The sequence below is a fragment of the Flammeovirga kamogawensis genome, assembly GCF_018736065.1.
GTDB classification, from domain to species: domain Bacteria; phylum Bacteroidota; class Bacteroidia; order Cytophagales; family Flammeovirgaceae; genus Flammeovirga; species Flammeovirga kamogawensis.
In genome coordinates this window covers 4,581,650-4,606,643 of record NZ_CP076128.1, presented here as the reverse complement: position 1 = coordinate 4,606,643, position 24,994 = coordinate 4,581,650, and the positions used below count along the sequence as shown (strand labels likewise).

Here is a 24,994-nt window from a genome sequence, read left to right as displayed (position 1 = left end):
AGGCAATAGTTATATTCTTATAAGATACAACTATTGCCCAAATACTGCTTTAACTAAACTACTTTATTTTAATTTACCATTACAAATGCCCCCCAATAATAAGGTTTCTTATATTCATTCATAAGTACTAGTTGTGCCTCTTTAAATGCTTGATATTTATCTCCTGTTTCAAACCACTTTTTATAAAAAGTAGTCATTAACTTTTGAGTAGCAAAGTCATCAACACTCCATAAACTCATAATTATTGTTTCTGCCCCAGCAATTCTAAATGCATATTGTAAACCAGATATTCCTTCTCCATCGGTTACTTCTGCTAACCCACTTTGGCAGGCTGATAATACCAATAATTCTGTATTGTCTAAGTTTACTTCTTTTGCTTCATACGCTGTTAAGATACCGTCTACTTCAGAAGAATAAATTTCTTTGGCATCACGTTGATTTCTTTTAGAAATTTCGGAAAAGAATAAACCAGAACGTAGTAATTCATTATCAGAAATAGAATTTGGTAATTCATTAATAAAAAAACCATGTGTTGCAATATGAAGAACTTTAGGTGATTTCTTCATTTTTTTGAGGTAGAGTTCTGTTGCTTTTTCTTGCATTAAGGCTTCAACTTCCCAACCATTTTCTTTTAATAACCTACTAGACTCTATAACTTCTACTTCTGTTCCAGGTAAAGGGTCTAACATAAACTCTAATGCATCATCTTCTGCAGCATCCACAACCGTTCTGGTATTTTCAGATCTTGAACCAAATTTATTATCATTAAAGACAGGATTACCTACTAATAATGCATTTTTCTCATCAGAAGTTTGTTGTGTTTCTAATAACAACTCACCTGTACTTGTCATCATTTTAATATCCATTTCTTCAATAAGAAACTTACCCGTTTCTCTATTTTTCAGAATATTTAAATTGATTAAATTAAACACACCATCTGCACATATAAACACCTCTTTTTGATTCTCTGCAATTACATTTTGAATCGGACTCCAGAATGTCTCATACGGATCTGCAATACCTTTAGTCGATTTCATAACTAATGATCTTGAATAAGGTGTAGTCTGCTTGCTATATTGAAAATAGGCTTCTGTTTCTAAAAATTTTGTTTCTCCTATATCAACAATAGTAGGGATAGTACACTTATTATCTATAACTAAAGCAATGTATTTTGATTCCTTTGTTTGAAAACCTTTTAATTTAATGATTTCAATAGCTACCTGGTTTTCTCCTAATTTCTTCTGAATCTGCTCCCAATTTATTGTCTCCTCTGCAGCTACCTCGTATTCATCTGCAGCATAAACAAGTACTTTTTCTAAGTTATTGATTCTGTCCATTACATTGTAGTAATTTACACCAATCTCTTTTCGCTCTTTAGTACTCATATAGTTTAGTGTAGCAATATTAGATTTAAGAGAATACATTTTATTTAAATAAGACGGATACCCTTGGTCTAATCTTTCCTTTTTAAAAGCGAGTAATTGTTGTTTACGCTTTTGCCCTTCTGTTAAGAAAAAGTCTCTATATTCTAATTGTAAATTATAACAATGTGATAACATTTCTCCAGAAGACTCAGTCCCTTTCATGTATATCATTGCATAGAAATGATCAAAAAGTGTTTTAGTTTTTTGTAAGTACAAACGCTTTTCATCTTCGCTAGAATAGTTTAATGTTTCTCTGTAAAATTCCAAACGTTCTTCTGTTGCATTTATAATCTTTTCTTCAGCCTCTTTCCACTTCCCTTGTAAGGCATACAAGTAGGCAATGTCACCTTCAAAATCTGTTTTTATCAGTTTATTTTCTAAAGACTTATAATTAATTTGCTCGTATAAAGCACTTGCTTTTTCTAATTCATTATCTGAAAGATAAATTTCTGCAATAGCTTTCTGAATGCTGAGATAAAGAATTTTATCATTATTGATATTTAATATATTACAGACTTTTAATGCTTTGTTCAGATAATCTAAAGCTTCTTTTTTATTTCCTAAACCAACTAAGTTTTCACCTTGTAATTGATAAATTTCGATGAGTACATGGTGCTTTTCTGAGAATTTATGAATGACCATATCTTCTACGTTAGTCAATAATTCAGAGGCCAAAGCATAGTTCTTCTTAGCTTCTAAAATCTTGGCTCTACTTAGTAGCTCATTGATATAAATTAAAGTTGTATCAGATTTAAAAACACTACCAGGGTTCTCTGTTTTTGTTTTTACAGGTAAAATACGCCCCTTAGTGACTAAACCTTTTAAGTACGATTCTGATTTAATTTCCTTTTGTTTAATCAAAGATGAGTTGACAACACTTCTATCATCATATTTTTTGGGAATTATTCTTCCTTTAGTTATTAACCCTTTAAAATAAGATACAGATTCTTCGAGCTGTATTGTATTTAATAAAGTCATTTCTCTATTTAATACTTCTTCTGCTCTGTCTACTCTTCCTAACATTATATTTAGGTGTACAGACATTTCTGTTGCCTTTGCAAAATATTCTGAACGCTCCATATGAGATCGTTCCATTATATTTAACAATTCTGACAATTGTAACTCAGCTTCAATAAAACGGCCATAAAGAATATTTAACCTAGCAGATGTAAGCGGAATATTATATAAAGGTAAAGACGATGAACTTCCTAACTCTTTTGCCAATTCTAAATGTTGGTTGGCTATTGCATAATTTCCTAAATGAATATAGACATCTGCCAAATCAAGTAATACTAAAAGTCTTCTAATTTTTTCAGTTTCATCTTTTTTATAAATAGATTCTGCCTTTACTAAAAGTGATTTTGCTAAGTTCAATTTAGATTGTTGAACATAAACTTTTGCTATTCTTGTTATCCCTACTGCATGTGCACTATGTGCCTCTCCTAAAAGTTTAGTTACCTGAGATTCGTATTGATTATAATAAAAAAGTGCTTCTGGAAAATGTTCTATTTTTCTATTTGCATCACCCAATAACAATAATATTCTAGTAGCATCAGAAGAATTATTTAGCTGTTGGTTTTTATAATTATCATATAAAAATTCAAGAATATGAATTGCTTCTGTGTTACGGTATTGCTGAATATATAGGTCTGCTAAATAAACTTCATAAATAGAAAACTCTCTAAAATAAGTTCTGAGGTCTGTTTTATTTTTTGCTATCTCAATAGCTTCAAAGTAATGAATTTCTGCATCTAGATAGTTTCCTGCCAACGTTTCAAAAAGTGCCTTATTAAATAGCGTATGAGAATAATTTATATTATCAGTTCCTATTGTCTTTTCAAAAATTAACTCAACCTCTTCTATTAAGGGTTTTACAGACTGAAAGTGCCCTAATCTTAATGAACAACTAATTAGATAGTTTAATGCCACAGCATAATCAGGATACAACCAACCTGTGGAGTTTTTCATTATTTTTAGAGATTGATTAAAGTCTTCTGCACTCTTTCCAAACTCCTGACGTTCCAATCTAATTTTCCCTCTATCTATTAAAGGAATAACCATTCTTATTGATGTTGCTCCAAACTCTTTAGTTACCTCAGCTACATTTTTTTCCGTTAACTGAAGTGCTTCGTCAAGTTTCCCTTTTTCGCGTAATGATATAAGAGAGTCTTTGTAAAATTTCTGCTCTCTATCATCTGTTGCATAACTATTTAGGTTCACACAAAAGAGTAAAACTGAAGCTATAATCAAGCTCCATTTTTGGGAATTACAGTTATTCATTCTTAAGTTAAAAGGTTATTTTGAAAGTTGTTTAGTTTATTATTTGTAATTCTATTAGTTCACTATTACAAAAGCACCCCAATAATAAGGCTTTTTAAATTCATTCATTATATCTAGCTGTGCTTTTCTAAATGCTTCGTGCCTATTCTTTCCTTCTTTCCAATAAGTATAGAATTTTGTCATTAATTTTTGAGTGGCTTCATCATCTACATTCCATAAACTCATAACAATAGATTTTGCTCCAGCAATACTAAATGCATATTGTAAACCAGAAATGCCTTCTCCTTCTATTACTTCAGAAACACCTGTTTGACATGCTGAAAGAATAATCAATTCTGTGTCTTTAAGATCAAGGGTTGTTACTTCATAAGCTGTTAAAATTCCATCTATTCCAGATAAATAAATCTCTTCTAAAGTACGTTCTTCTATTTCTGAAAACTCAGTAAAAAACAAACCTGACCTTAACATAGGATTACTAGATATTGGATTTTTTAAAGAGTTTAAAAAGAAACCATGCGTGGCAATATGAATAACAGATGGTGATTTTTCTATCCCTTTTAGTAATGCCTCTTTAGCATTTTCTTGAGTAAAAACTTCTACATCCCAATCACATTCTATTAGAAGAGATTCCAACGATTTTATTTCTGCTGCAGTTCCGGGTAATTCATCTAATTTAATACTTAATCCTTTTGCTACAGAACCTCTAGACTGTCTTGTTGTAGTATCTTGTTGGCTACCATCTACTTTATTAAATATAGGGTTACCAATTAACATTGCCGTTTTATCTATATTATGTCTAGTTCGCTTTTCTTTTATAAGTTCTGTAGAACTTGTTAGTTTATAAATAAATTCTTCTTCAATTAAATACTTCTCTGTTCTTGGGTTTCTGAGCGTATTTAAATTCAATAAGCTATAAATACCATCTGCGCAAAAATAGATTGTAGAATAAGATTTTCCTCCTTCTTTAATTTTATCATTTATTGGTTTCCAATATACAGTATAAGGATCTTTTTTAGTTGTCTCGGAGTCAACAAAAATTAATGATCTTCCTAATGGACTAATCTGTTTCTGGTATTGATAAAATGCTACATCTTCTAAAATACTACTATGTCCTAGAGGTATCATTATTGGGGTATCACTTGCTTTAGTAACACATAAAGCGATGTACTCAGAATTTCTTTTATCCAAAGTTCTCAACTTTACAATTTCAATAGCAATTTCATCTGCTGTTAATTTAGCTTGAACATCTTTCCAAGTTGTTAGCTTTGTTATAGCAGTAGAATCATTATAGGCATCTGCTGCATATACCAAAGACTTTTCTAATGTATTTACTCTATCAATTATTTTATAAGGATCTACACCTAATTCATCTCTTTGCTCTTTAGAGAAGTAATTTAAAGAAGCTATTCTACCTCTAAAATTAATCATGTAGTCTGTGTAACTCGGAAAACCTTGTTTGAGCCTGTCGTCTTTATATTTAAGTAAATGATCTGACCGTTGTTTAGTTTGTTCTAAAAAGAAGTCGCGATACCGTATCTGTAAGTTGTAACAATTTTCAATCATACTTTTTGATGCATTAACTCCTTCTAAGTTCAGGATGGCATAAAAAGTATCAAATACTTCACTTGTTTTATGTAAGTATTGTTCTTTTTCTTGTGTACTAGAATAAGCAAGTGTATTATCATAAAAACTAAAACGATCTTTTACACTCTCTATAATGAGTTCTTCTGCTAATTTCCATTCCGAATTTAATGCATAAACATAGGCCAAAGCTGCTTTTACAGTGGTATTTATTAATGTTTTAGGAAGCGTATTTTTATATATTGATTTATAAATTGCTATTGCTTCATCATATTTTTTATTCTTCACTAAAAAGTCTGCATAAAACTTCTGTACTCTAATATAATGTACCGCCTTTGGTGTTACTTTGGCTTTAAATACTCTTATAGCTTCTTGATAATATTTTTCAGCTTTTTCATTCTCTCCTAGATTACCATAATAATAAGCTAAAAAACCATTTAAATCTCCGTTACTTAAATGGTCTTTGCCAAACTTATCTAATAGGTAATTCTGAGCATTAAATAAATCTTGTAATGATAATTCTGCTTTTCCTTGTACAGAATATAAATATGCTCTAGTAGTAATTACATCAATATAATTTAATGATCCTTTTTGGTAAATATCTTCTAAAAAAGTAAGGCCACGTTTAATTGTATTTTCTGCTTTTTGTGTTCTCCCTAAATATATATTAAGTTCTACAAGGTCTAGAGCAGATGTTGTAAAGTCTCTTAAATACATTTGATTATCCTGTCTCATCAGATCAATATTCTCTGAAAGAGTAATCTCTGCATCTACAAATTGCCCATGGATTATTGCTAATCTAGCTTCCGTATTTTTAAGGTAATAATTGTACTTCTTCTTATCTCCTACTAATTGATTTCCTTTTGTCAATAACCCTGCAGCTTCTTTATACCTACCTGTTTCAAGATAAATATTAGCAAGATCTACTAAAGTATTTACATATCTTATATTTTCATTCTTATTTAATTTATAAATAGAAATTGCAGCAGATAGTAACTTTTCAGCTTCCTTATAGTTTGTTTGTAACATTAATAAGTTAGCAATTTCTCTTAATACCCATGCATAGGCAGGATGCTGTGAATTTGTCTGAAACTTCACTAGTTTCTCTGCTTTTTTAAATGATGCAATAGCTAAATCATATTTACCATCAACTTTATAAGCAACACCAAGTGCTAACAACACACGAGAATAATTAGCCGATTTCTGACAATTATCTTTTTCAATATCTAAAAGGAGCTGATTTAATATTTCTATTGCCTCTTTTTGTCTATACGTTTTGGTATATAAATGAGATAGAAAAATATCTATCTCTCTAAAATTGCTATCTATTAAACGTCTAAAAGTTACATTTATAGAAATCTCTTTGGCTGATAAAAAATGTTTTTCTGCAAGGTCAAACTGACCTTCGTTCATAGCTAAAAGGGCAAGATTAAATAAATAATGACTCTGATTTATATTATTAGCATCAATAGTTTTTTCATGAATACTTACTACTTCATTAAGTATTTTCTTAGAAATCTCCGTCTCTCCTAAACGTAAATGGACTGTAGCTAAATGATTTAAAGTGACAGCATAATCTGGATAAAGCCAACCAGTTGTTTCATCTAGTATACTCAAAGACCTTTGAAAAGACGCCAAGGCCTCTTCATATTCTTGTCTAATTAAACAAATTCTACCTAATAAAATTAAAGGGATATTAGAATGTATAGTTTCTGGTCCATGGATTTTCTCTTCATAATGTAGCCATTCTAAACACATCAACTTTGCTGCATTCAGATCTCCATCTTTTGAAAGCTTTTTAATTTTACTTACAGTGTATTCATCACTTTTATCTTTAAAGTAATCTGTGTAATTACTATAAGCATTTGCAGAGAAATTACATCCACAGAAAAGTAAAACAAATAAACAGCACTTGATAAGAGATGTCATAAATAGAGATGGATTATTTGTTAGGTTATTATAATGTTTATTAGAAAGTTATAACATTACAAAGATACTATTCTAAATATTTTAATAACATTAAACGGCTAGATATTTTAACTGACTCCTTACTCAAAAAGAGAGATTTAATAGAAAATTAAGTGTTTTTTGTTAAAAACACACAATGAAAATGAATAAATAACACAAATATGAAACATAGTTACTAAATTGTGACATCAAATAATAATTAAATAATTTAAGATTATGCAACACTATTTAATAGGATCAATAATCATTAGTATTTTTATTTTTGGAACGGTTCAACTTCGCCATTTATACAATTACCTTGGATTAAATAAAATAGAAGCGCTATCAATAGCAATTCTAACTTCTTCTTTTATTGTTATGTCATTAGGGAAACTAATTGTAATGATTACCGACATTCAATTATAATACTTATCGATAGCAGACTGCTACAGCGATTTCATTACCTATCGTTTTTAGGTCGAACTTCCAGTTGTGTGGTTCTCCAACTTCTAAAACCCACTGCTTATTAATATACCAAAAGTTAAAGCTGCCCAAATGGTATGTTTTATCAGTGGCTTTTATAAATGCTTCTTTCATTGTAAATAAATGAAATAGAGCAAGTTTTCTTGTATCTGGATTTGCTATAGACTGTACTTCTTTTAGCTCTTGTGGCGATAAAAACCATTTTAATTTACTTTCATCTAACTGTGAAATGGGTTCTACATCAACCCCTATCTCTTTATCAGAAAGTACAATAACAATGTATCCGTTGCTATGAGAAATATTAAAAAATACAGCTTTTTCGCCATAAATAGGTGATAAATATGGCTTACCATTATCAGTATAAGATAAAGACAATTGCTTGGGTTGAATGCCTAATTCTTTTGCTAAGGTATACTTTAAGAATGTTCTAGCAATTAGAAATTCTTCTTTCTTTTGTTCCTTAATAAATCGTTTATAACGCTTTAACTCGTTGCCATCTAATAAAGATATATCTCCTTTTACGGCATCGGTAGAGGTTGTTACTAGCTTATATCCTTTTTCCATTTGGATTATATATTATACAAGCTTACAAATTAAGAGAAGATCTGTAATTTCTCTAATTTTATGCTAAAAGTTATCTTTTATAATACAGCATCCACCCTAATATAGACAGTAATGCTAACCCTAAACCTGCCAAAGAATTGACTACTCTGTGTATTAAACCTCCTAGTTCACCAAAGTGAATTGGTGCAATCCATTTATTGGTAATCGCATCTACAGCAGATGCCTTATCAGGGTTAAATACAAATATTGGCTCACCAGAATAGATATCTACATTCATGTAAGCCCGTTCTCTTTTACCTGCATGCAATGTTTTATCTTTCATCCAAGATAAGTAAATTGTCTTTTCGCTATCCTGAGTTAGGTGAATTGATCTTGGGTAATAAGAAGTAAAGTACTTATTCATTTCCATCATGGTCTGTTGAATGTTAAGTACATCTCCAGAACCTTTTGATTTCACTTCTAATGGTTTATCACTCTCCGTCATTGTTAATACAGAAAGTACCGATACATATTGTTTTTTAAAAGTGAAATAAGGGCCCGATAGTCCTAAAATTATAACGAAGATGCTTACATAAATACCTATCATCATATGCCATGAGATGGCAAAACTTTTCTTTTTTATAGATACCCAATTCCAAAAATCCCTTTTTTTAAACTTTCTACATTTTGGATACCATAAATATATTCCTGATGTAAAAAGAAGTATTGAGGTTATTAAAGCAATCCAAGCCACAAAATATTTACCTCCATCTACAAAGAAAGACATATGAAGTTTCAATAGACTATCAAAAACACCACGTCTTGAATCCATTTGCCCCAATTCTTTACCATCTTTCGGATTTATAAAATGATACAGTTCTTCGTTATAAAACCTAACAATAAATGTTTCCCTCTCTCTTTCTGGAAAATAAAAAGTATCTATTTTTTTATTACTACGTTTTTCTAATAATGAGGAGATTTCTAATGGAGTGAGGTTTTCTGTTGTTTCTTGAGCTGAATATAAATCATTATACATCAATTTTGTTAGTTCTGGCTGCCATGTATATATGCTACCAGATAGCCCAATTATTATTAATGGAACTCCTAATACTAAACCTAACCATTGATGTATTTTCCTTATAATCATCTTCATGAAAATTATTTTTAATCACAAATAGAGACAAAAAATTATTTCGTCTCTATAGGATTCAGTTTCTGAAAAATAAAACCTCTTTTTAGAATAAATACTTAAAGCTTAAAACAAAATGTCTAGGTGCTCCAGGCATTACTCTATTGTAGTTTTGCGAACCTACATAATATTCTGTATTTGTTAAGTTCTTAACTGTTAATGTTGTTGACCAACGATCTGCTCTATAAAATAAATTACCTTCAATCAAATTATATTCGGGTAACATCTCTGAGTTAGGTACATTTGCAGCTGCTCTTTCAGACACATAATTATAACCAACTCCCGCTCCAAAACCTTTAAGACCACCTCTTTGTATTTCGTAGTTCATCCATAATTTATACATATGTGGTGCTACATTTAATAACGGTTGTCCAATCATATCAGGGTTTGTGTCTTCTGTAATTCTAGCATTTGTATAAGAATAAGAAGTCATAAATGTCCAACCTGGTAAAGGCTCTCCTTGTAAATCAAATTCTACTCCATTACTTTTAGCCACACCAGTTTGCACTTGGAAATCTTGATCTGTAGGGTCTTGAACAAGCATACCATTTCTAGTTAAATCAAAGTAAGTAGCTGTAATATTAAATTTATCGTTTAAGAAGTAAAGCTTGGCTCCAAAATCAAATGATGAATTGGTAATTGGATCAAATACATTTCCATTTTTATCTGCTGGATTACCCCACTGCGGATTAAACCCAGTTGACCAGTTTGTAAATACTGAAATACTCTTGTTTAATTTTCCTATTACTCCAACTCTTGGAGAAACCCCCATATATGTACTATTTGTTATCTCTCCGTTTTTCCTGTTGTTATATTCTTGTTGATAGATATCGTAACGAATTCCGCCTATCACATTTAACCAATTTGTAAGCTCAATAAAATCTTGCACATAAAAACCATAGTTATTGATTGTATAGAGATAATCGTTTGTTGTTACCATGTCCAACTCGTTTGGAGGTAATTGATTGTACTCCGTATTATACACAGATACCGTATCATAACTTTTGTCTTGTTGGATAAACATATCTGTAGTTGTCTGCGCTATTTCTACTCCTAAAACCGCTTTATGTTTAGTTGAGCCCCAATTAAATGACCCTAAAAATTCATTTTGCATTGCTAAATATTGCTCAGAATGTCTTTGGTCTTGATAATATCTTTTTACTGAATCTGGTGCAACAAATCCACTCACTTCTACTGCATTTCTAGCCCCATTAGTAAATAACATATTACCCGCATTTCTGAAGGTCCATTTATCATTAATTTGATGAGCAACCTCGTATTGCGTTAAGTTATTAGTGTTTTTTGTTTCATTATAAGGATCTCCAAAACTTTTATTTGGAGCAAAACTATATTTTGTATCTGTATTAGGGTCATATAAAGGGACACCTCTATCTGTAGGTTGAGAATGGTTTAAATACTCACCTTGTACAGTAATTTTTGTTCTTGGCGAGATATCATACGTTAAAACTGGTGCTAAAAAGTAACGTTCTGTATTTACAAAATCTCTGTACGTTCCTCCAGATTCAATTGCACCATTTAAACGAAACTTCATTTTACCTTCCTCATCTAGCGGGCCACCAATATCAAAAGATGGGCGGACCATACCAAAACTATTAGTTGTAAAACTTACTTCCCCATGTTTATATGATTTTGGAGCTTTTGTAACAATATTAATTGTTCCACCAGGGTCAGAAACACCATATAATGAAGAAGCTGGACCTTTTACTATTTCTATTTGCTGAATATTAGAACTCTCACGGTATATACGCATTGGATTTCTAAAACCATTTTTAAAGATTGATTCTCTTTCTGATCTGAAACCTCTAATAATATAAATATCAGTTCTACCGCCAAAACCAGTTTCTTGGTTTACTCCACTTACATATTGTACGGCATCTGTTATTCTTACAGGCTCAATTTGATCGAGCATATATTTTGATAAAACATCTAGTGCAAACGGTAATTCTTTAGGATGAATTGGCACTTTTGTTCCAATTGTAGTTGCGTTTGTTAAGTATTCATCACTATACAAATCTCCAGATACTACAACCTCATTTAATTCTGAGTAGGCACTTTTAAGCTTGAAATTCTTTGTTGTTTTCTCTCCTGCTACAACTTCTACTTCTACTGTTTGTGTAGCAAAACCTACTGAAGTAATTACTATTTTTTTCTTCCCTGGAGCAACGTTATGGATAATATAATTACCATTTTCATCAGTAGCATCTCCATAGTTACCACCTTGAATAATAACATTTGCACCAATAATCGTATTCCCATCGTCTCCGACAACATTACCAATAATATCTCCAACATTTTGTGCCGAAGCATTTGTTAGAATCAATAAAAAAGTAATTAAAAATAAAAAGCTATAACTCTTCATTAAAGTATTTGTAACAGTATAAAAATAAACACAACAGCAAATGTAATTTTATTTAGACTGATTACAAATTAAGAGCTTTTTAATATATGTCAATAAATGAAACTATCCTCATAACAATGAGTATCGTCACTGAAAACACATTTTATTTAATGTTAAAACAAAAAAACCTATCACTTAATATTTTAAATGATAGGTCTTTATACTAAAAATGTAGTTATTACTTTCTTTGCATAATTGCGAAAGCAACTAGTTTATTATCTGATTTTCGTATTAGTCTATAATGCTTTGATGTACTCATAATTTGCTCATAGGTAATAGGTAATCCATTTACATCTTTTTGTATATCTCTTGCATAGCCATCAACTTCATTGGCTGCATCTAACGTATTAAAATCAATAACCTTTTCAGCGGAAGAATCTAAGAAATCTTCTCCTTCATAGAGGTATAGTTCATAATCTTGATCAAAATGTTCTGTCAATTTAATCAATGCCTTTGTATGACCATTAACGCGCTCAAACAGATCTACTTTTACAAAAATATTAAAGTTTTCTTCTTCATTTTTTTCTAAAACAGTCACTGATACCAGACCAGAATTTGCAGCTGTACCAATATCTGCATTTGCAAAATAATTTGGTCCATTATAAGTAGGATCTGTACTTTCATTAATTCGAATATGATAATCATTTTCTATTAATTCTGTATAAGATAATTCTCTACCAGACTTTGATGTTCTTATGTCAGCATATTGAGTTTCTGAACTTTCCTCAGGCATAATACCTAAATTTACAATAATTGAATCTTGCTGTATATAATTATTACTGTTTAAATTTACTGCATAAGATTGAGGAGTTGTTGATGCACTAGAAAGGTTATATGAAGCCAATGTTTTGCCATTCAAACGTTCTTCAAGAGTTACATCTCCAGTAATATCCAAATCCTTTACATTTTCAAATTTATAATTATTATAACCTCCTGTTAATTCATTTCCGCCAACATCTCCTTTCCCAATTACATCTCGTTTTTTTAGAAGTACTGCACCAAAACCATTTACAATAGCTTCAGTAGTCAAATAATCATAACAATTTGTATAACTACTTTTACTAGCAAACTTCAAAATGGGTGCTAAATCAACCAATTTATTCTCAAAATTTCCAGTTGCTTTTGTTCCTTCATAAATGGCAGGTAAATAATCGTAAGCATCATCTGCTTCTAATAAATGAACGCCTATCAACATTGGTTTACCTTCAAATTCTCTGGGTAACATTCCCATTACACCAATCACCTCTTCATTATTATATAATGGATACATTTTCTCATCTCCCTGAGCAAAAGCATTTACACCCAAATCCGTAAATGTATTTATATCAAAGTGGTTATTATTTAGATTATTGAGAATTTTTAAATGCCCATCTATGTTAAGTAAATCCTCATAAGAAACTCTTGTTCCATTATCCGTTTGTGTTACCACAGTAATACTTTCAGTTTCCCCTGCTTGAATTGGATTTAGAGTAATCATAATTCTATTGACACCATTAAAGGAGCCCTCATAAATATTAACTGCAGAAGTAGTTGCTACTGGTTGGTCTAAATTAACTCTAAATCTTACTATTCCATCTGTATCTTCTTCTAGAGAAATTCTACCAGATTCTTTAAATAATTCAAAAGAATATAATTTATAAGATTTCACATTTGATGGTAAATTAGAAGGAGTACCATCTAATTCATCATTAGAACAAGAAAACAAACTGATTATAGATAAACAAAATAATAGTCTAATGAGAAACTTCATAGCAGTAGTATTTACATATAAAATAGTCTTCAATAATAATTTATTTAACGAACTTAATTAGTTTAATGTTTAACAAATTACATTCTTTAACATTGTACACTCGCTAAAACACATCTACTGCACTACCTGCTCCTTGTGGATTCCCCTTACTTTTTCCTTTATTTGAGTTTGAACCTAATCTATATCGAAAAGTGATACGCAAAATGCGAGAGTCCCAATCATATGTTTTATACTCAGAGAAAGTTGGCTGACTTCTACTCATTACATACTGCTGTGTATCTAGGGCATCGTCAAGTGATAAAACGAGACTTCCTTTTCCCTGCCAAATTGATTGAGAAATAGAGGTATTTACAAAATATCGTTTATAAACATCACCTTGTGGATTTTTTTGAGGAGATAGGTAAGTACCAGAAATCAAAAATTGAGCTCCTTTCCATAATTTCATATTCGAACTTACAGTAGTTGTCCAATTGTAACTTGTTTGATAAACATTAGGATCAATATTTCTACCATCAATCATTGCATAGAAAATATTTACATTCGTATTTACATTCCACCATTTAGTCACTTCAACATCTGCAATTAATTCAAGACCTGCACTAGATGATTTATTCATGTTCTCTACACTATTTACCATTACACCATCTTCTCCTTCATGTGTATACCACATTGCGGGGTCTTGATTTAACTTATAATAAACAGATCCTTTAAAATTAAATTTCTCTTTTTCTAAACTGTACCCTAATTCAAAAGCATCCATAAAAGAAGCGTCTAAATCTGGGTTTCCTTGTCTTATATAACTAGGATTAGAATAATCTACAAAGGGATTAATCATTCTCATACCTGGGCGTTGCACCTTTTTACTGTAAGAGAAAAATATATTATCAATGTCTGATAAATCTTGCTTTAAATTTATACTTGGGTAAATTTTAAAATAGTCGTTTTCGTAAATATCATTAGGACTTTCATTCAAATAAGATCTGATCATGGTTTGTTCAGCTCTAACTCCCAACTGATAAGTAAAGTTGTTTTTTTTGCCAGAAACCATAACATACCCAGCAGCAACATATTCATTATAATTAAATACGTTATTTCTACTATCTGTAGGAAGAAAACCACCTGAACTCTCATCCCAATTTTCTACATACAGTCCATCACTTTTACTTCTTACCGTTGTCTTAACTCCTGTTTCTAGTCTTAATCCATTATTTAAATTCCTAGAATAATCGGTTTGAAAAGAAAAGTTATTAAACGTTGCAGATTTATTATTTAGTTCGTAAAGTCCTAATGTTTTATCGATATCTACATTCCCTGCTGCATAAGCTGTGCTAAATGCTAATTCTTCTCCTTCTCTATCTGTTGTATGTATATAATCTACTCTAGCTTCACCTTTAAATTTAGCTCCATCCATAGAATTATGTTGAAATTCTGAATCAGGAATTCCATCATCAATAGTAGTCACCGTAGATAAATCTCCACCTCTTGTCCAATCTACTTTTACAAAATTTGTAGAAACACTCAAGTTATTATGTTCATTAAAAGCATACTCTCCTCCTAATTGAAAATTATGCTTCTGAAATTCATTGTATCCCTCAAATGTTTGGTTTGTATTTTTAAGTGGTTCATTTTCTCCAAAATTCTTAAGGTTAGCATCCATTGTTGCTCCTCTAGATTCTTGCTTAAAATTATATGATGTATTGAATGAAAATTTACCATCTTGCTGTTGAAAACCAATACCTGCATCGTAACGGTCCTGACCAGCAGAACCAATCATAACATTTGCAGAAGAATTCTTAATCGTATTTGATTTAACAGCAATGTTTATAATTCCAGATGTTCCTTCTGCATCATATCTAGCTGAAGGGTTAGATATAATATCAATATACTCTATATCTCCAACCAAGATCTGCTCTAAAATTGGTCCATATTCTCCAGATTGACTTGCCGGTCTATTGTTCAGGAATATTTGAACAGATTGATCATTTCTATAGCTTACTACACCCTCTGCAGATACATCTACAGCAGGAATAAGTTTTAACGCATCAAGTGCATTACCATCTACTATCTTAATATTATCTCCAATTATGTAACGATCATTACTAGTTGTCGATTGTTTTTTGCTATCAATTTCATCTTGAGCAAAAGCTGAAGTAGTGATTATAATTAAAATTGAAAAATATAGTAAATATCGCAGCATTATTTTAATTGTTTGATATAAAACTACGAGAGTATTCAATAAATAGATTACGCCATTTACCCCTATTAAGAATAAATCCATAAAATATTAATATACTTTATGGATTTTGAGCTGTTTTTAACAAGTTAACAATCAAACATAAATCAGAGTAAGAAAACCATTAAACAAGCAAACATCACATTGGCACAACAATCTAAAACACCAACTCCTACATTTTTATCTTCTACAAGTTCGTGTCTTAAAGCTGATTTTGGTATTATTACTTTATCAAATAAATAACTTGATAAAAATAATAAAACAATCATTATTCCTCCATCAACAAACATGGCTAAAAACGTTTGTTTCCAACCCATAAATTCCTGACCAATGGCTGTCATAACAATTAAACCAATTGCCAACATTTTACCCGTTACACTAAATGCTATTGCTAAATTCCCTGCTGTCAATTCCTCCTGTATATTATAGGTAGATGCATTAATATATCCTTTTGTATAGAGTACTAAAAAGGCTTGTCCTACTAAATAAAAGACTAAAGCATTTAAAGGCCCTCCTCCTTCGCCAGAAATTGCACTTGCTATCATTAAGCCAGAAGCTATATAAGATGCTGTTTGTACTAAACCTATAGCTACATTTCTGTTATCAACAATCTCTTTTACATTTACAATATGGTTAAAGATTAACTTATCGTTGATAACTCTTGAAATTAACATGGCAACAATTCCTCCGACAGAGTAACTCAAAACAGCAATTACATCATTTATTAAACCATTTGATGGACCAATCATTGCTCCTATATACACTATTGCAACACCTAAAAAATAGCCAGCCATAGATACTCCATATGCAACATTATCTTTTTCCGTAAGTTCTTTATTTACATCATCTTTCACTACCAAGCCTTTAAAAACTCTTGCAAAAACGAGTACTAAACTAAACAGGATTACATAAATTAAATTTACTCCCCATAGTTCTAAGTCAAAATGAATTAATTCTTTCATAGTTGTTTTAAGATTTAAGTGTATTTATTGCTGATATTCCAGAGTCAATTGCCTCGATTAAAAAAGGTAATCTACCGTTGTCTACTCCTGCAAAAACCAAATTTTTATATGGCCTTTTCTTGTTCTTATCTTGCTTTAAATAATTTACTGTTGGTATTGGCATTCCATGACCCAATGCGTGCATGAAAACCTTTTCAATACCTTCTTTCAAAATATCAGTATCTACTTTAAGAAAAGTAGCAATATTTTCAATGGTATAATTTACAAAATCATTTTGTTGATTTTCAATGGTTAAGAGTTTTTCTCTATCGGAATCTGGAAAACAATAATATGCTGTAAGTACTCTATAGTCTTCTGTTTTTTGTGTGGATGAATCTACAAACCCTAAAAACTTCCAATCGTTACTTAAGACTTCATTTTGCCATGCTCCAAGTGGAATAGAAGTATTCTTTTTTAAGAAAATATTAACCACTAACCATGGAGCTGTTTTTTGTTCTTTAAATGGTTGAAATAATGGTTTACAGATATACTTTAAAGCATGCTTTTGCCCTGCATAAATAATATTTTCAGTGTGGATTAACTTTAGCTGATGTTTTTCTACATCAATAATTTCCACATTAAAAGTCCCATCATTTAAATGTGTGATTCTACGTACTATATGCTTCAATTTACATTTATGTGCAGGTAATTTTTCTAATAGCTTATCAATAAAATATGCATTCCCTTGTGGAGGTGAAAAAGTACTCGCCCATTTATATTCGTTTGGTCTGACAGCATAATAAGAGATTCCAGCTAATGCAGAAACCTCTTTTGCATCAGCCCCGAAATCATCTTTTAAATGATAATCTACTCCAAGAAGAAACTCGTTTGATAAAGTTACATCTTGAGTTGATAACCAATCAGCAAAAGTAATCTTATCTAAATACATTACCTCATCTGAAATTAAAGAAGTGGGTAAAGTAATTTTATCAAAGAATTGTTCTATTAATGTATAAAATTTCTCCTCCGATTCTAAATCAAAAAACACATCATCATAGTAGTTTCCTTTATAAGAACACCACGATAAATCCTCTTTATTGATAAGATATTCTTTATCGACAAATTCATATATATCACCTTCCTTTTGAATTATGTCAAGCTCTAATAATAGATTTAACGCATCGATTCCAAATTTACTTGGGTAACTCATATCATAATGAGCACCTTGAGCAAACCTCGTGTTTTTGTAATTCTCTGCAGATGAACTTCCTCCAAATCGATCGGATAATTCAAATAATAAATAATCTTGTTCTTTTAATTTGTAAGCTGATGTTAAACCTGCAACTCCTCCACCTACAATTATATAATCAACATCTGGTTGTTTAACTTTGGGATATAAAATGCTTTCCATTACGGTATGACCTACTTTTTGATCTGAACGGAAAGTCACCTCAAAAGGCAATTTAGGAGAGCTTGAACTTTTACAACCATACAAATAAGAAAACATTGCCGTTGAAGACAGTTTGATAAAGTTTCTTCGTTTCATTGGTTTATCTTGGTGTAAATATTTTTTTAATCATAGGGTTTGTATTCCCTTTCCAAATTACTCCATCTAATAAGTAATGTGTTACCTGTGGTAAAGATAGAAATGCTATCAAAAGTCCTCTTAAATAAGCTGAATCAATATAAATTTGCCAATTTCCAAATACTTCCTGCTTCTCATAGTTTATAAAAATATCCCACAAAAATTCCTCTCCTAAACCTAAAAATAAACAGATTAAAAACATCCAAATAACACTAATAGCTATAATTTTTGACGATTGTTGATGCTTCTGAATGTTCTTTTTTTCTTCTACATAATAAAAAACCAAAGCCATATAGGGGATGCCGTGTGCAACAACATTAGTTAAAGTAAAAGAGAAATCTGAGTTAAAATAAACAATTCCTAACCACCATGTTCCAACAGTAGACAACCCCCAAAGTACTTTACCAAAAGGGAAGAGTTTTGTATTCTTATTTGCCAATAAAACATGATCGATAACCCACATTAATACTAAAGCAAAATAGATGTAATTACCAATAGTAACTATAACCTCTGGAACCAATGGATAAATCAAGAAATCTCCTTTAACAAACCAACTAAATGCTCTATCTCCTAAAATATGCCATACTAAAACGGGGTAAAGTGTAGCTATATAAATAAAAGTTTTATCAGAAATCCATCTTAATTCAGGAAACTTCATTTTTGATTTATAAAGCATTAGAAACCCAAACTGTTGGCGTATAAAGTGGAATAATGCAAAATAGGCTATTATTCGCCAAAATAGTTGTTCAGAATAAGTACTTAAAACATCTACAACAAGAAAAGCAACTAAGGGAAGAACCCAAAGTTGCTTTTTATATCTTTTTCTTTCCTCTTTATCAAGGTAAGTTCTAAAAATAGTACTCCAAACATGTGTTACATCAATACCCAAGACAAAAATCCCCCATATCCATATAGGAATAGTTCCTTGAAATTGAGCATCAAATAAGAAACAGATTAACCATGTTAACCCAATTGGTAAGAATAAAAAAGTTAGATCTAGTTTCTTATTAAAAAGCCACATTCTATATGTGTTTAAAAATGATAGTTTGAATTGAATACTTCAAAATTACATCATTTTCTTATCTAGTAAAAACCCATTCATCTCCGTTAGACAGTTCTGCATTAAAAGAATAACCTTCTGTATTAAAACCTTTGATATCTTCTGGGTGAGAAAGTTTATGATCTATAATATATCTAACCATCATACCCCTTGCTTTTTTAGCAAAAAAACTAATCACCTTATATTTATCATTTTTAAAATCTTTAAATACAGGAGTAATTATTCTTGCTTTTAATGCTTTCTTATCCACTGTTTTAAAATATTCATTAGAAGCTAAATTTATTAAAACTTCATTGTCTTCTAATTCAGCATTTAAAGATGCAGTAACGGTTTCTTTCCAAAAAGAATACAAATTCGCATTTCCTTCTATCCCCCATTTTGTACCCATCTCTAAACGATAAGGCTGCATTAAATCCATTGGTTTTAAAACACCATACAAACCTGATAAAATACGCAAATGTTCTTGTGTAAATTCCTGTTGGTCTGGTGTTAACGAGTAAGCATCTAAACCTATATAAACATCTCCTTTAAATGCATAAAGTGCTTGTCTAGCAGCATCCTTATTAAAGTCTTTTGCCCAAACGTCAAACCTTTCTTTATTTAAATCAGCCAATTTTGGAGAAATTGACATTAAATCACCAATCTGTGCTGCAGATAGTTTTTTAAGTGAGTTTACTAACTTTTCAGACTGGTCTAGAAAGCGAGGAGTACTTGAAAGTGTTGTAGAAAATGATGTTTCATAATCTAAACTCTTTGCAGGTGAAATAACAAATTTCATATATGTATTTTTTCTTTGTATCTAATTTTATGATGCAATTTAGAAGATACCTTCAATGAATACCAATTGATACTATTTATAGTTGTATAAATAATACTGATTAAGGCTTTACTACTTTCTTATCTGCTGCTTTCCACCCCTTAATTCCACCTTCAAGGTCTACTACATTTGTAAATCCTAATTCTTGTAACTGAGCTTTTGCTTTTGCACTTCTCCCTCCAGATTTACAAAAAACCATTACTGTTTGGTTTTTATCCAGTGTACTTACTTTAGGAACAAAGCTATCATCAAGTACATTTATATTATTAGCACCTTCTATAGTTCCAGAATTATATTCTGCAGGAGTTCTTACATCTATAATAATTGCTTCAGGCTGAGCTGCTCTTATTTCTTCAAATTCTGTTATGGTTACTTGAGGATCATTAGAAGAAGTAGGTGAACAACTCTGTAAAATGGCGAACAAAAGGGCTGTAAATAAGCCTAAAAATCGTGTATTTAAATTCATTAAAATTATAATTAACTGAAATTGAACAACATAATTACAATGGCACGATTTTAATTTTATTTTCACAACTAAATAAGTTATTTTTCGTGTACAATAGTTAATCAACCAATTGTAATGTACTTGTATTAATGGAAGAACAAGTTATAGAATTGTTCTGAAATTATTCAAATACTACGGTTGAAAAAATACATAAAGATTTTTACCTTTTGTATTGCCTTTAATTATCTTTTACTGTTTTATATAATTTATAATTCAGTAAGTCATTTTTTAATTACGAACTTCAAGGACCATGTTAAAACAGGCACAGAAGCTCAAGCAGACACAAACATTATCCCCGCAACAAATTCAATTTATTAAATTGTTGCAGGTGCCTACGATAGAGCTGGATAAACGTATTCAAGAAGAACTACAAGAAAACCCTATCTTAGAAGAAGGAAAAGAGTCTGATGAGAAAGAGAATGAATTTGGTAATGAAGATTCAAGCTCTGACGAAGTAGATACTGCGGAAGAATTTGATGATATCCCCGACATTGACCCTATTGACGAGGTAAATCTTTCTGACTATGTAGACAGAGATGATGTAGCTGGTTATAAAATGTATGGTGACGGTGATGTTGCTGACGATAAAGACCTACCTATACCTATGCATGAAACTTTAGGTGATGTATTGCTTATGCAATTAAGTTTCTTGAAGTTAAATGAAGTAGAACAAAATATTGGAGAGCAGTTAATTGGTAGTATTGAAAGTGATGGTTATATACGCCGTCCTTTAGAAGCTATTGTAAACGACCTTGCTTTCTTACAAAATATTGAAACGGACCTTGCTCATGTTGAAAAAATCCTTGGCCGTATTCAACAATTTGACCCTCCTGGAATTGGTGCTCGTTCTTTACAAGAATGTTTAGAAATCCAATTAAAGAAAAAAGACACAAATGATCCTATTGTAAAAATAGCGATAAAAATGATTGTGCTGTGTTTTGAAGAGTTTAAGAAGAAACACTACACTAAAATACAAAAACGTTTAGGAATTGACGATGAGCAAATGAAGGATGCTATCGACATGATTACTCATCTAAATCCTAAACCTGGTGGAGCCAACACTATGGTTGCGTCTGCCCAGTTCCTTACTCCAGACTTTATTGTTAGAGAAGTAAACGGTAGACTGAACATATCATTAAATGGTAAGAATGCACCAGATTTAAGAGTAAGTCGCCAATATGGTGACATGCTTGATGCATACGACAAGACACCAAAGAAAACAAAGAAAATGCGTGAGGAAGTTCGTTTTGTTAAGCAAAAGCTTGATGCAGCGAAATGGTTTATTGATGCTATTAAACAACGTCAGGACACTCTCTTACGTACTATGCAAGCAATCATTGATTATCAAATGCCTTTTTTCTTAAGTGGAGATGAAGGACAATTAAAGCCAATGATCTTGAAAGATATTGCTGAAATCATTCAGATGGATATTTCAACGGTATCAAGGGTAGCAAGTAGTAAAGTGGTAGAAACTGATTTTGGTATTTATCCTCTTAAATATTTCTTTTCTGAAAGTATTTCTACAGAAAGCGGAGAAGATGTAAGTAGCAAGCAAGTTAAATCTGTTCTGCGAAATATGATAGAAAAAGAAGATAAACGCAAACCACTTTCTGATGATAAATTAGAAAAGCTCCTTCGTGTTAAAGGTTATAATATTGCACGAAGAACTGTAGCGAAATATAGAGAACAAATGAACATTCCTGTTGCAAGAATGAGAAAAGAACTCTAATAGTATTATGGAAACTAAAAAAGTATTTAATATAATATCTGTTTTTTTACACCCCATTTTTATACCCTGCCTAATCGCGGGGTTATTTCTTTTTGGGGTAAATGAAGCTCCTTGGCTTGATACTCAAGCAAGGTGGTCTTTATTTAGCTTAATTGGAACAATTTCTACGTTAATGCCTATTAGTTTCCTACTGCTAATGCAACGTTTTGGCATTGTAGAATCTCCACACCTGCACACAAGAGACGAACGCTCTTTTGCATTATCTGTTATGGTGGTTGCTTTTGGTTTGATATGCTATATACTCTATGTTAAGATAAACGTTAGCACTGCAATGAATATCGCGTTTACAGCAGTTACCATTACTTTGATTATAGCCAATATTGCTAATTTTATAGATAAAATAAGCTTACACGCCATAGGAATGGCTGGTTTAACAGGTATTCTCCTCTATTTTATTACCGAAGAAACAAATGCTAATATTATTCTTTTTGATGCATTCGGTTTCAGTTTAGTACTTCTTGGATTATCAATGACTGCTAGATTATATCTAAAAGCACACACGCAATATCAAGTATATGTTGGAGCTATTTTAGGTTTTATAAGTGGGTATTTTGGAGCTATCTTAGGAGGAATGATGTTTATTGAAAACTTAATGTAAATTATTTATCACATCGTTTAGACCTTCTTGCTTTATTGGCTTGTTCATAAAACCTTTTACAAATGGGTACTTTAGCGCTTTTTGAACATCTTCTTCTAATATTGATGTTGTTAACATTACCACATTAACAGGAATAGCATGTTTATCTATTTCAAACAAGAGTTCCATACCATTCATAATAGGCATATTTATATCTAAAAAAATTAAATCAGGTGTAAATACTGACGAATCATTTAAGTAGCCTTCAATCTTCAAAAGGTATTCTAGTGCGTTTTCACCATTTTTACAAATGGCAAATTTATTAACAAGTCCTGTTTGTTTGATTATTATCTCTGAATATATATTAGAAGCCTCATCATCATCAACTAATAAAATATTATAATTCGTCATTATTTGGGTAATTTAATTATAAACTTAGTGCCTTTTCTAATCTCACTTTCTACTTCAATTGTAGCATTTAATTGCTCTGCAGCTTGCTGAGATAAATACAACCCTAATCCACTACCTTCAGTACTATCATTCGCTCTTTTAAACATATCAAAAATGCGTTCTCTATGTTTAGAAAGGTCAATCCCAATACCATTATCTTCTACACTAATTAAACAATGGTCTACAGCTGTATTTTGAATATTGATTTTAATGATCAACATTCTATTTCGGTCCTTATAACGTATAGCATTTGTTAAAAGATTATCTAATATTGTTTGAAGCTGCTTTCTTGAAGTTGATAAAAATATATCACCTGTTAACTCCAATTTTACTTCTCCTTCAATTTCATAAATAGCATCTCTGTATTTATCAACAACAGTAGAAATAAATAAGTTTAGATTTATAACCTCATTTTCTATTGCTTGCTCCCTTTGCTGAATAACCTGAACAAGGTCAGTAATCTTTTCATTTGCTTGCTCGATAGATTTTTGAATCCAATGTATTGCTTGTAATGACCTTTGGTCTTGAATTTTATCATCCATTTTTAACAAGCTCAAAAAACTTTCAATATTTGTAATTGGACTTTTTATATCGTGCGTTGTTATATATGCAAATTGCTTTAACTCTTCGTTGTATTTTTGGAGAGTTTTTTCCTTTTCAACCTGAGAAGTTATATCATTTAGCATTAACATTACACCTCCAACATCTCCAGAACTCATAATCCAAGGATTAAATATTACTTGAAAGTGAGATACTTGATTTTTTAAATCTATGGATACAGAGTCCAAGGTTACTTTTTTAGATGTTGTAACACATTCTTCTACTTTATCTTTAAAAGGAAGTTTATTAGTATACCTTTCGAAAAAATCTGCCCAGATTATATCCTCTTTTGTCTGTTCAAAATAATCAACCCAAGCATCACTACTTGCAATAATTCGGTTAGATAGATCTAACATAATCACAGGGCTTGGAATACTCTGTACAAAAGTTTTTAGATCTTGTATATCTGTTTTTTGTTCAAGTCTTTTTCTCTTTGATTTTTCAAGTAAATCGTCATCATTTATTAACCTCGATACACCAACAGTTCTAATTACATTTCCTTTAGTATTTTTGATTGGGTTTTTTATTGTGTGATAGTAACTGATTTCTCCATTATTATTACTCACTGCTTCTGAAGGAATATCTAAAGTTACTCCATTAGTAAATACATAGTGGTCATCTTTTACATACTGAACTGTATCATCAGGATCACTCGATTCTGAATCAACTATATTAATTAGCTCTTCGTTACTCATATTATAAAGGTCTCGAAAAGCTTTGTTTGCCCATAACAGTTTAGATTTATCTCCTTTTACTAAAATTAAGTCATTGATAGAATTTAATACTGATATGTACCATTCTTTCGTATAATCCATAGGTAA

17 protein-coding genes are annotated in these 24,994 nt (G+C 30.9%); 3 read left to right on the top strand and 14 right to left on the bottom strand.

What is annotated here, in order from left to right:
- Positions 1–68 precede the first annotated feature (68 nt).
- On the bottom strand, positions 69–3,704 hold the full coding sequence (locus KM029_RS18695) for a CHAT domain-containing protein (protein ID WP_144074705.1): 3,636 nt from the start codon (positions 3,702–3,704) through the stop codon (positions 69–71).
- A 54-nt stretch (positions 3,705–3,758) separates the two neighbouring features.
- Complete coding sequence (locus KM029_RS18690) at positions 3,759–7,214, bottom strand: CHAT domain-containing protein (protein ID WP_144074704.1); 3,456 nt, start codon at positions 7,212–7,214, stop codon at positions 3,759–3,761.
- Positions 7,215–7,469: 255 nt separating this feature from the next.
- On the opposite strand from KM029_RS18690, the gene KM029_RS18685 reads away from it, so the two are divergent.
- A complete protein-coding gene (locus KM029_RS18685; RefSeq protein WP_144074703.1) occupies positions 7,470–7,658 on the top strand; it encodes a hypothetical protein in 189 nt (62 codons plus the stop codon).
- A gap of 3 nt (positions 7,659–7,661) precedes the next feature.
- Here the strand turns inward: KM029_RS18685 and KM029_RS18680 are convergent, their stop codons facing one another.
- The 10 genes from KM029_RS18680 to KM029_RS18635 form a co-directional block, all read right to left on the bottom strand.
- Positions 7,662–8,279 (bottom strand): 4'-phosphopantetheinyl transferase family protein, encoded by a 618-nt coding sequence (locus KM029_RS18680; RefSeq protein ID WP_144074702.1) that lies wholly within the window; start codon positions 8,277–8,279, stop codon positions 7,662–7,664.
- 70 nt (positions 8,280–8,349) lie between these two features.
- Positions 8,350–9,411, bottom strand: a complete 1,062-nt coding sequence (locus KM029_RS18675) for a PepSY-associated TM helix domain-containing protein (protein WP_144074701.1) — start codon at positions 9,409–9,411, stop codon at positions 8,350–8,352.
- 82 nt (positions 9,412–9,493) lie between these two features.
- Positions 9,494–11,827 (bottom strand): TonB-dependent receptor, encoded by a 2,334-nt coding sequence (locus KM029_RS18670; protein ID WP_144074700.1) that lies wholly within the window; start codon positions 11,825–11,827, stop codon positions 9,494–9,496.
- Between the two features lie 217 nt (positions 11,828–12,044).
- Positions 12,045–13,616: a hypothetical protein gene (locus KM029_RS18665; RefSeq protein WP_144074699.1), complete on the bottom strand. Its 1,572-nt coding sequence runs from the start codon at positions 13,614–13,616 to the stop codon at positions 12,045–12,047.
- Positions 13,617–13,719: 103 nt separating this feature from the next.
- Positions 13,720–15,813 (bottom strand): outer membrane beta-barrel family protein, encoded by a 2,094-nt coding sequence (locus KM029_RS18660; RefSeq protein WP_158631107.1) that lies wholly within the window; start codon positions 15,811–15,813, stop codon positions 13,720–13,722.
- A 143-nt stretch (positions 15,814–15,956) separates the two neighbouring features.
- The gene (locus KM029_RS18655) at positions 15,957–16,811 is read right to left on the bottom strand and encodes a DUF350 domain-containing protein (RefSeq protein WP_144074697.1); all 855 of its coding nucleotides are present in this window, start codon (positions 16,809–16,811) and stop codon (positions 15,957–15,959) included.
- 7 nt (positions 16,812–16,818) lie between these two features.
- Complete coding sequence (locus KM029_RS18650; protein ID WP_144074696.1) at positions 16,819–18,336, bottom strand: NAD(P)-binding protein; 1,518 nt, start codon at positions 18,334–18,336, stop codon at positions 16,819–16,821.
- Positions 18,337–18,340: 4 nt separating this feature from the next.
- Positions 18,341–19,396 (bottom strand): hypothetical protein, encoded by a 1,056-nt coding sequence (locus KM029_RS18645; RefSeq protein ID WP_144074695.1) that lies wholly within the window; start codon positions 19,394–19,396, stop codon positions 18,341–18,343.
- Between the two features lie 58 nt (positions 19,397–19,454).
- Entirely contained in the window at positions 19,455–20,213 is a 759-nt protein-coding gene (gene yaaA / locus KM029_RS18640) for a peroxide stress protein YaaA (protein WP_144074694.1), read from the bottom strand.
- Between the two features lie 100 nt (positions 20,214–20,313).
- Positions 20,314–20,718 carry a rhodanese-like domain-containing protein gene (locus tag KM029_RS18635; RefSeq protein WP_144074693.1) on the bottom strand — a complete coding sequence of 135 codons (405 nt, stop codon included), beginning with the start codon at positions 20,716–20,718 and terminating at the stop codon, positions 20,314–20,316.
- Positions 20,719–21,007: 289 nt separating this feature from the next.
- Between KM029_RS18635 and rpoN the strand changes: the two genes are divergently transcribed.
- Together rpoN and KM029_RS18625 are read left to right on the top strand one after the other, a co-directional pair.
- Complete coding sequence (gene rpoN / locus KM029_RS18630; protein ID WP_144074692.1) at positions 21,008–22,486, top strand: RNA polymerase factor sigma-54; 1,479 nt, start codon at positions 21,008–21,010, stop codon at positions 22,484–22,486.
- Positions 22,487–22,493: 7 nt separating this feature from the next.
- The gene (locus tag KM029_RS18625; protein WP_144074691.1) at positions 22,494–23,144 is read left to right on the top strand and encodes a hypothetical protein; all 651 of its coding nucleotides are present in this window, start codon (positions 22,494–22,496) and stop codon (positions 23,142–23,144) included.
- Here KM029_RS18625 and KM029_RS18620 read toward each other — a convergent pair.
- Both KM029_RS18620 and KM029_RS18615 read right to left on the bottom strand, forming a co-directional pair.
- Complete coding sequence (locus tag KM029_RS18620) at positions 23,136–23,534, bottom strand: response regulator (RefSeq protein WP_144074690.1); 399 nt, start codon at positions 23,532–23,534, stop codon at positions 23,136–23,138. The genes KM029_RS18625 and KM029_RS18620 overlap by 9 nt on opposite strands.
- Entirely contained in the window at positions 23,534–24,988 is a 1,455-nt protein-coding gene (locus KM029_RS18615; RefSeq protein WP_144074689.1) for an ATP-binding protein, read from the bottom strand. Before KM029_RS18615 ends, KM029_RS18620 begins: the two co-directional genes overlap by 1 nt.
- Positions 24,989–24,994 lie beyond the last annotated feature (6 nt).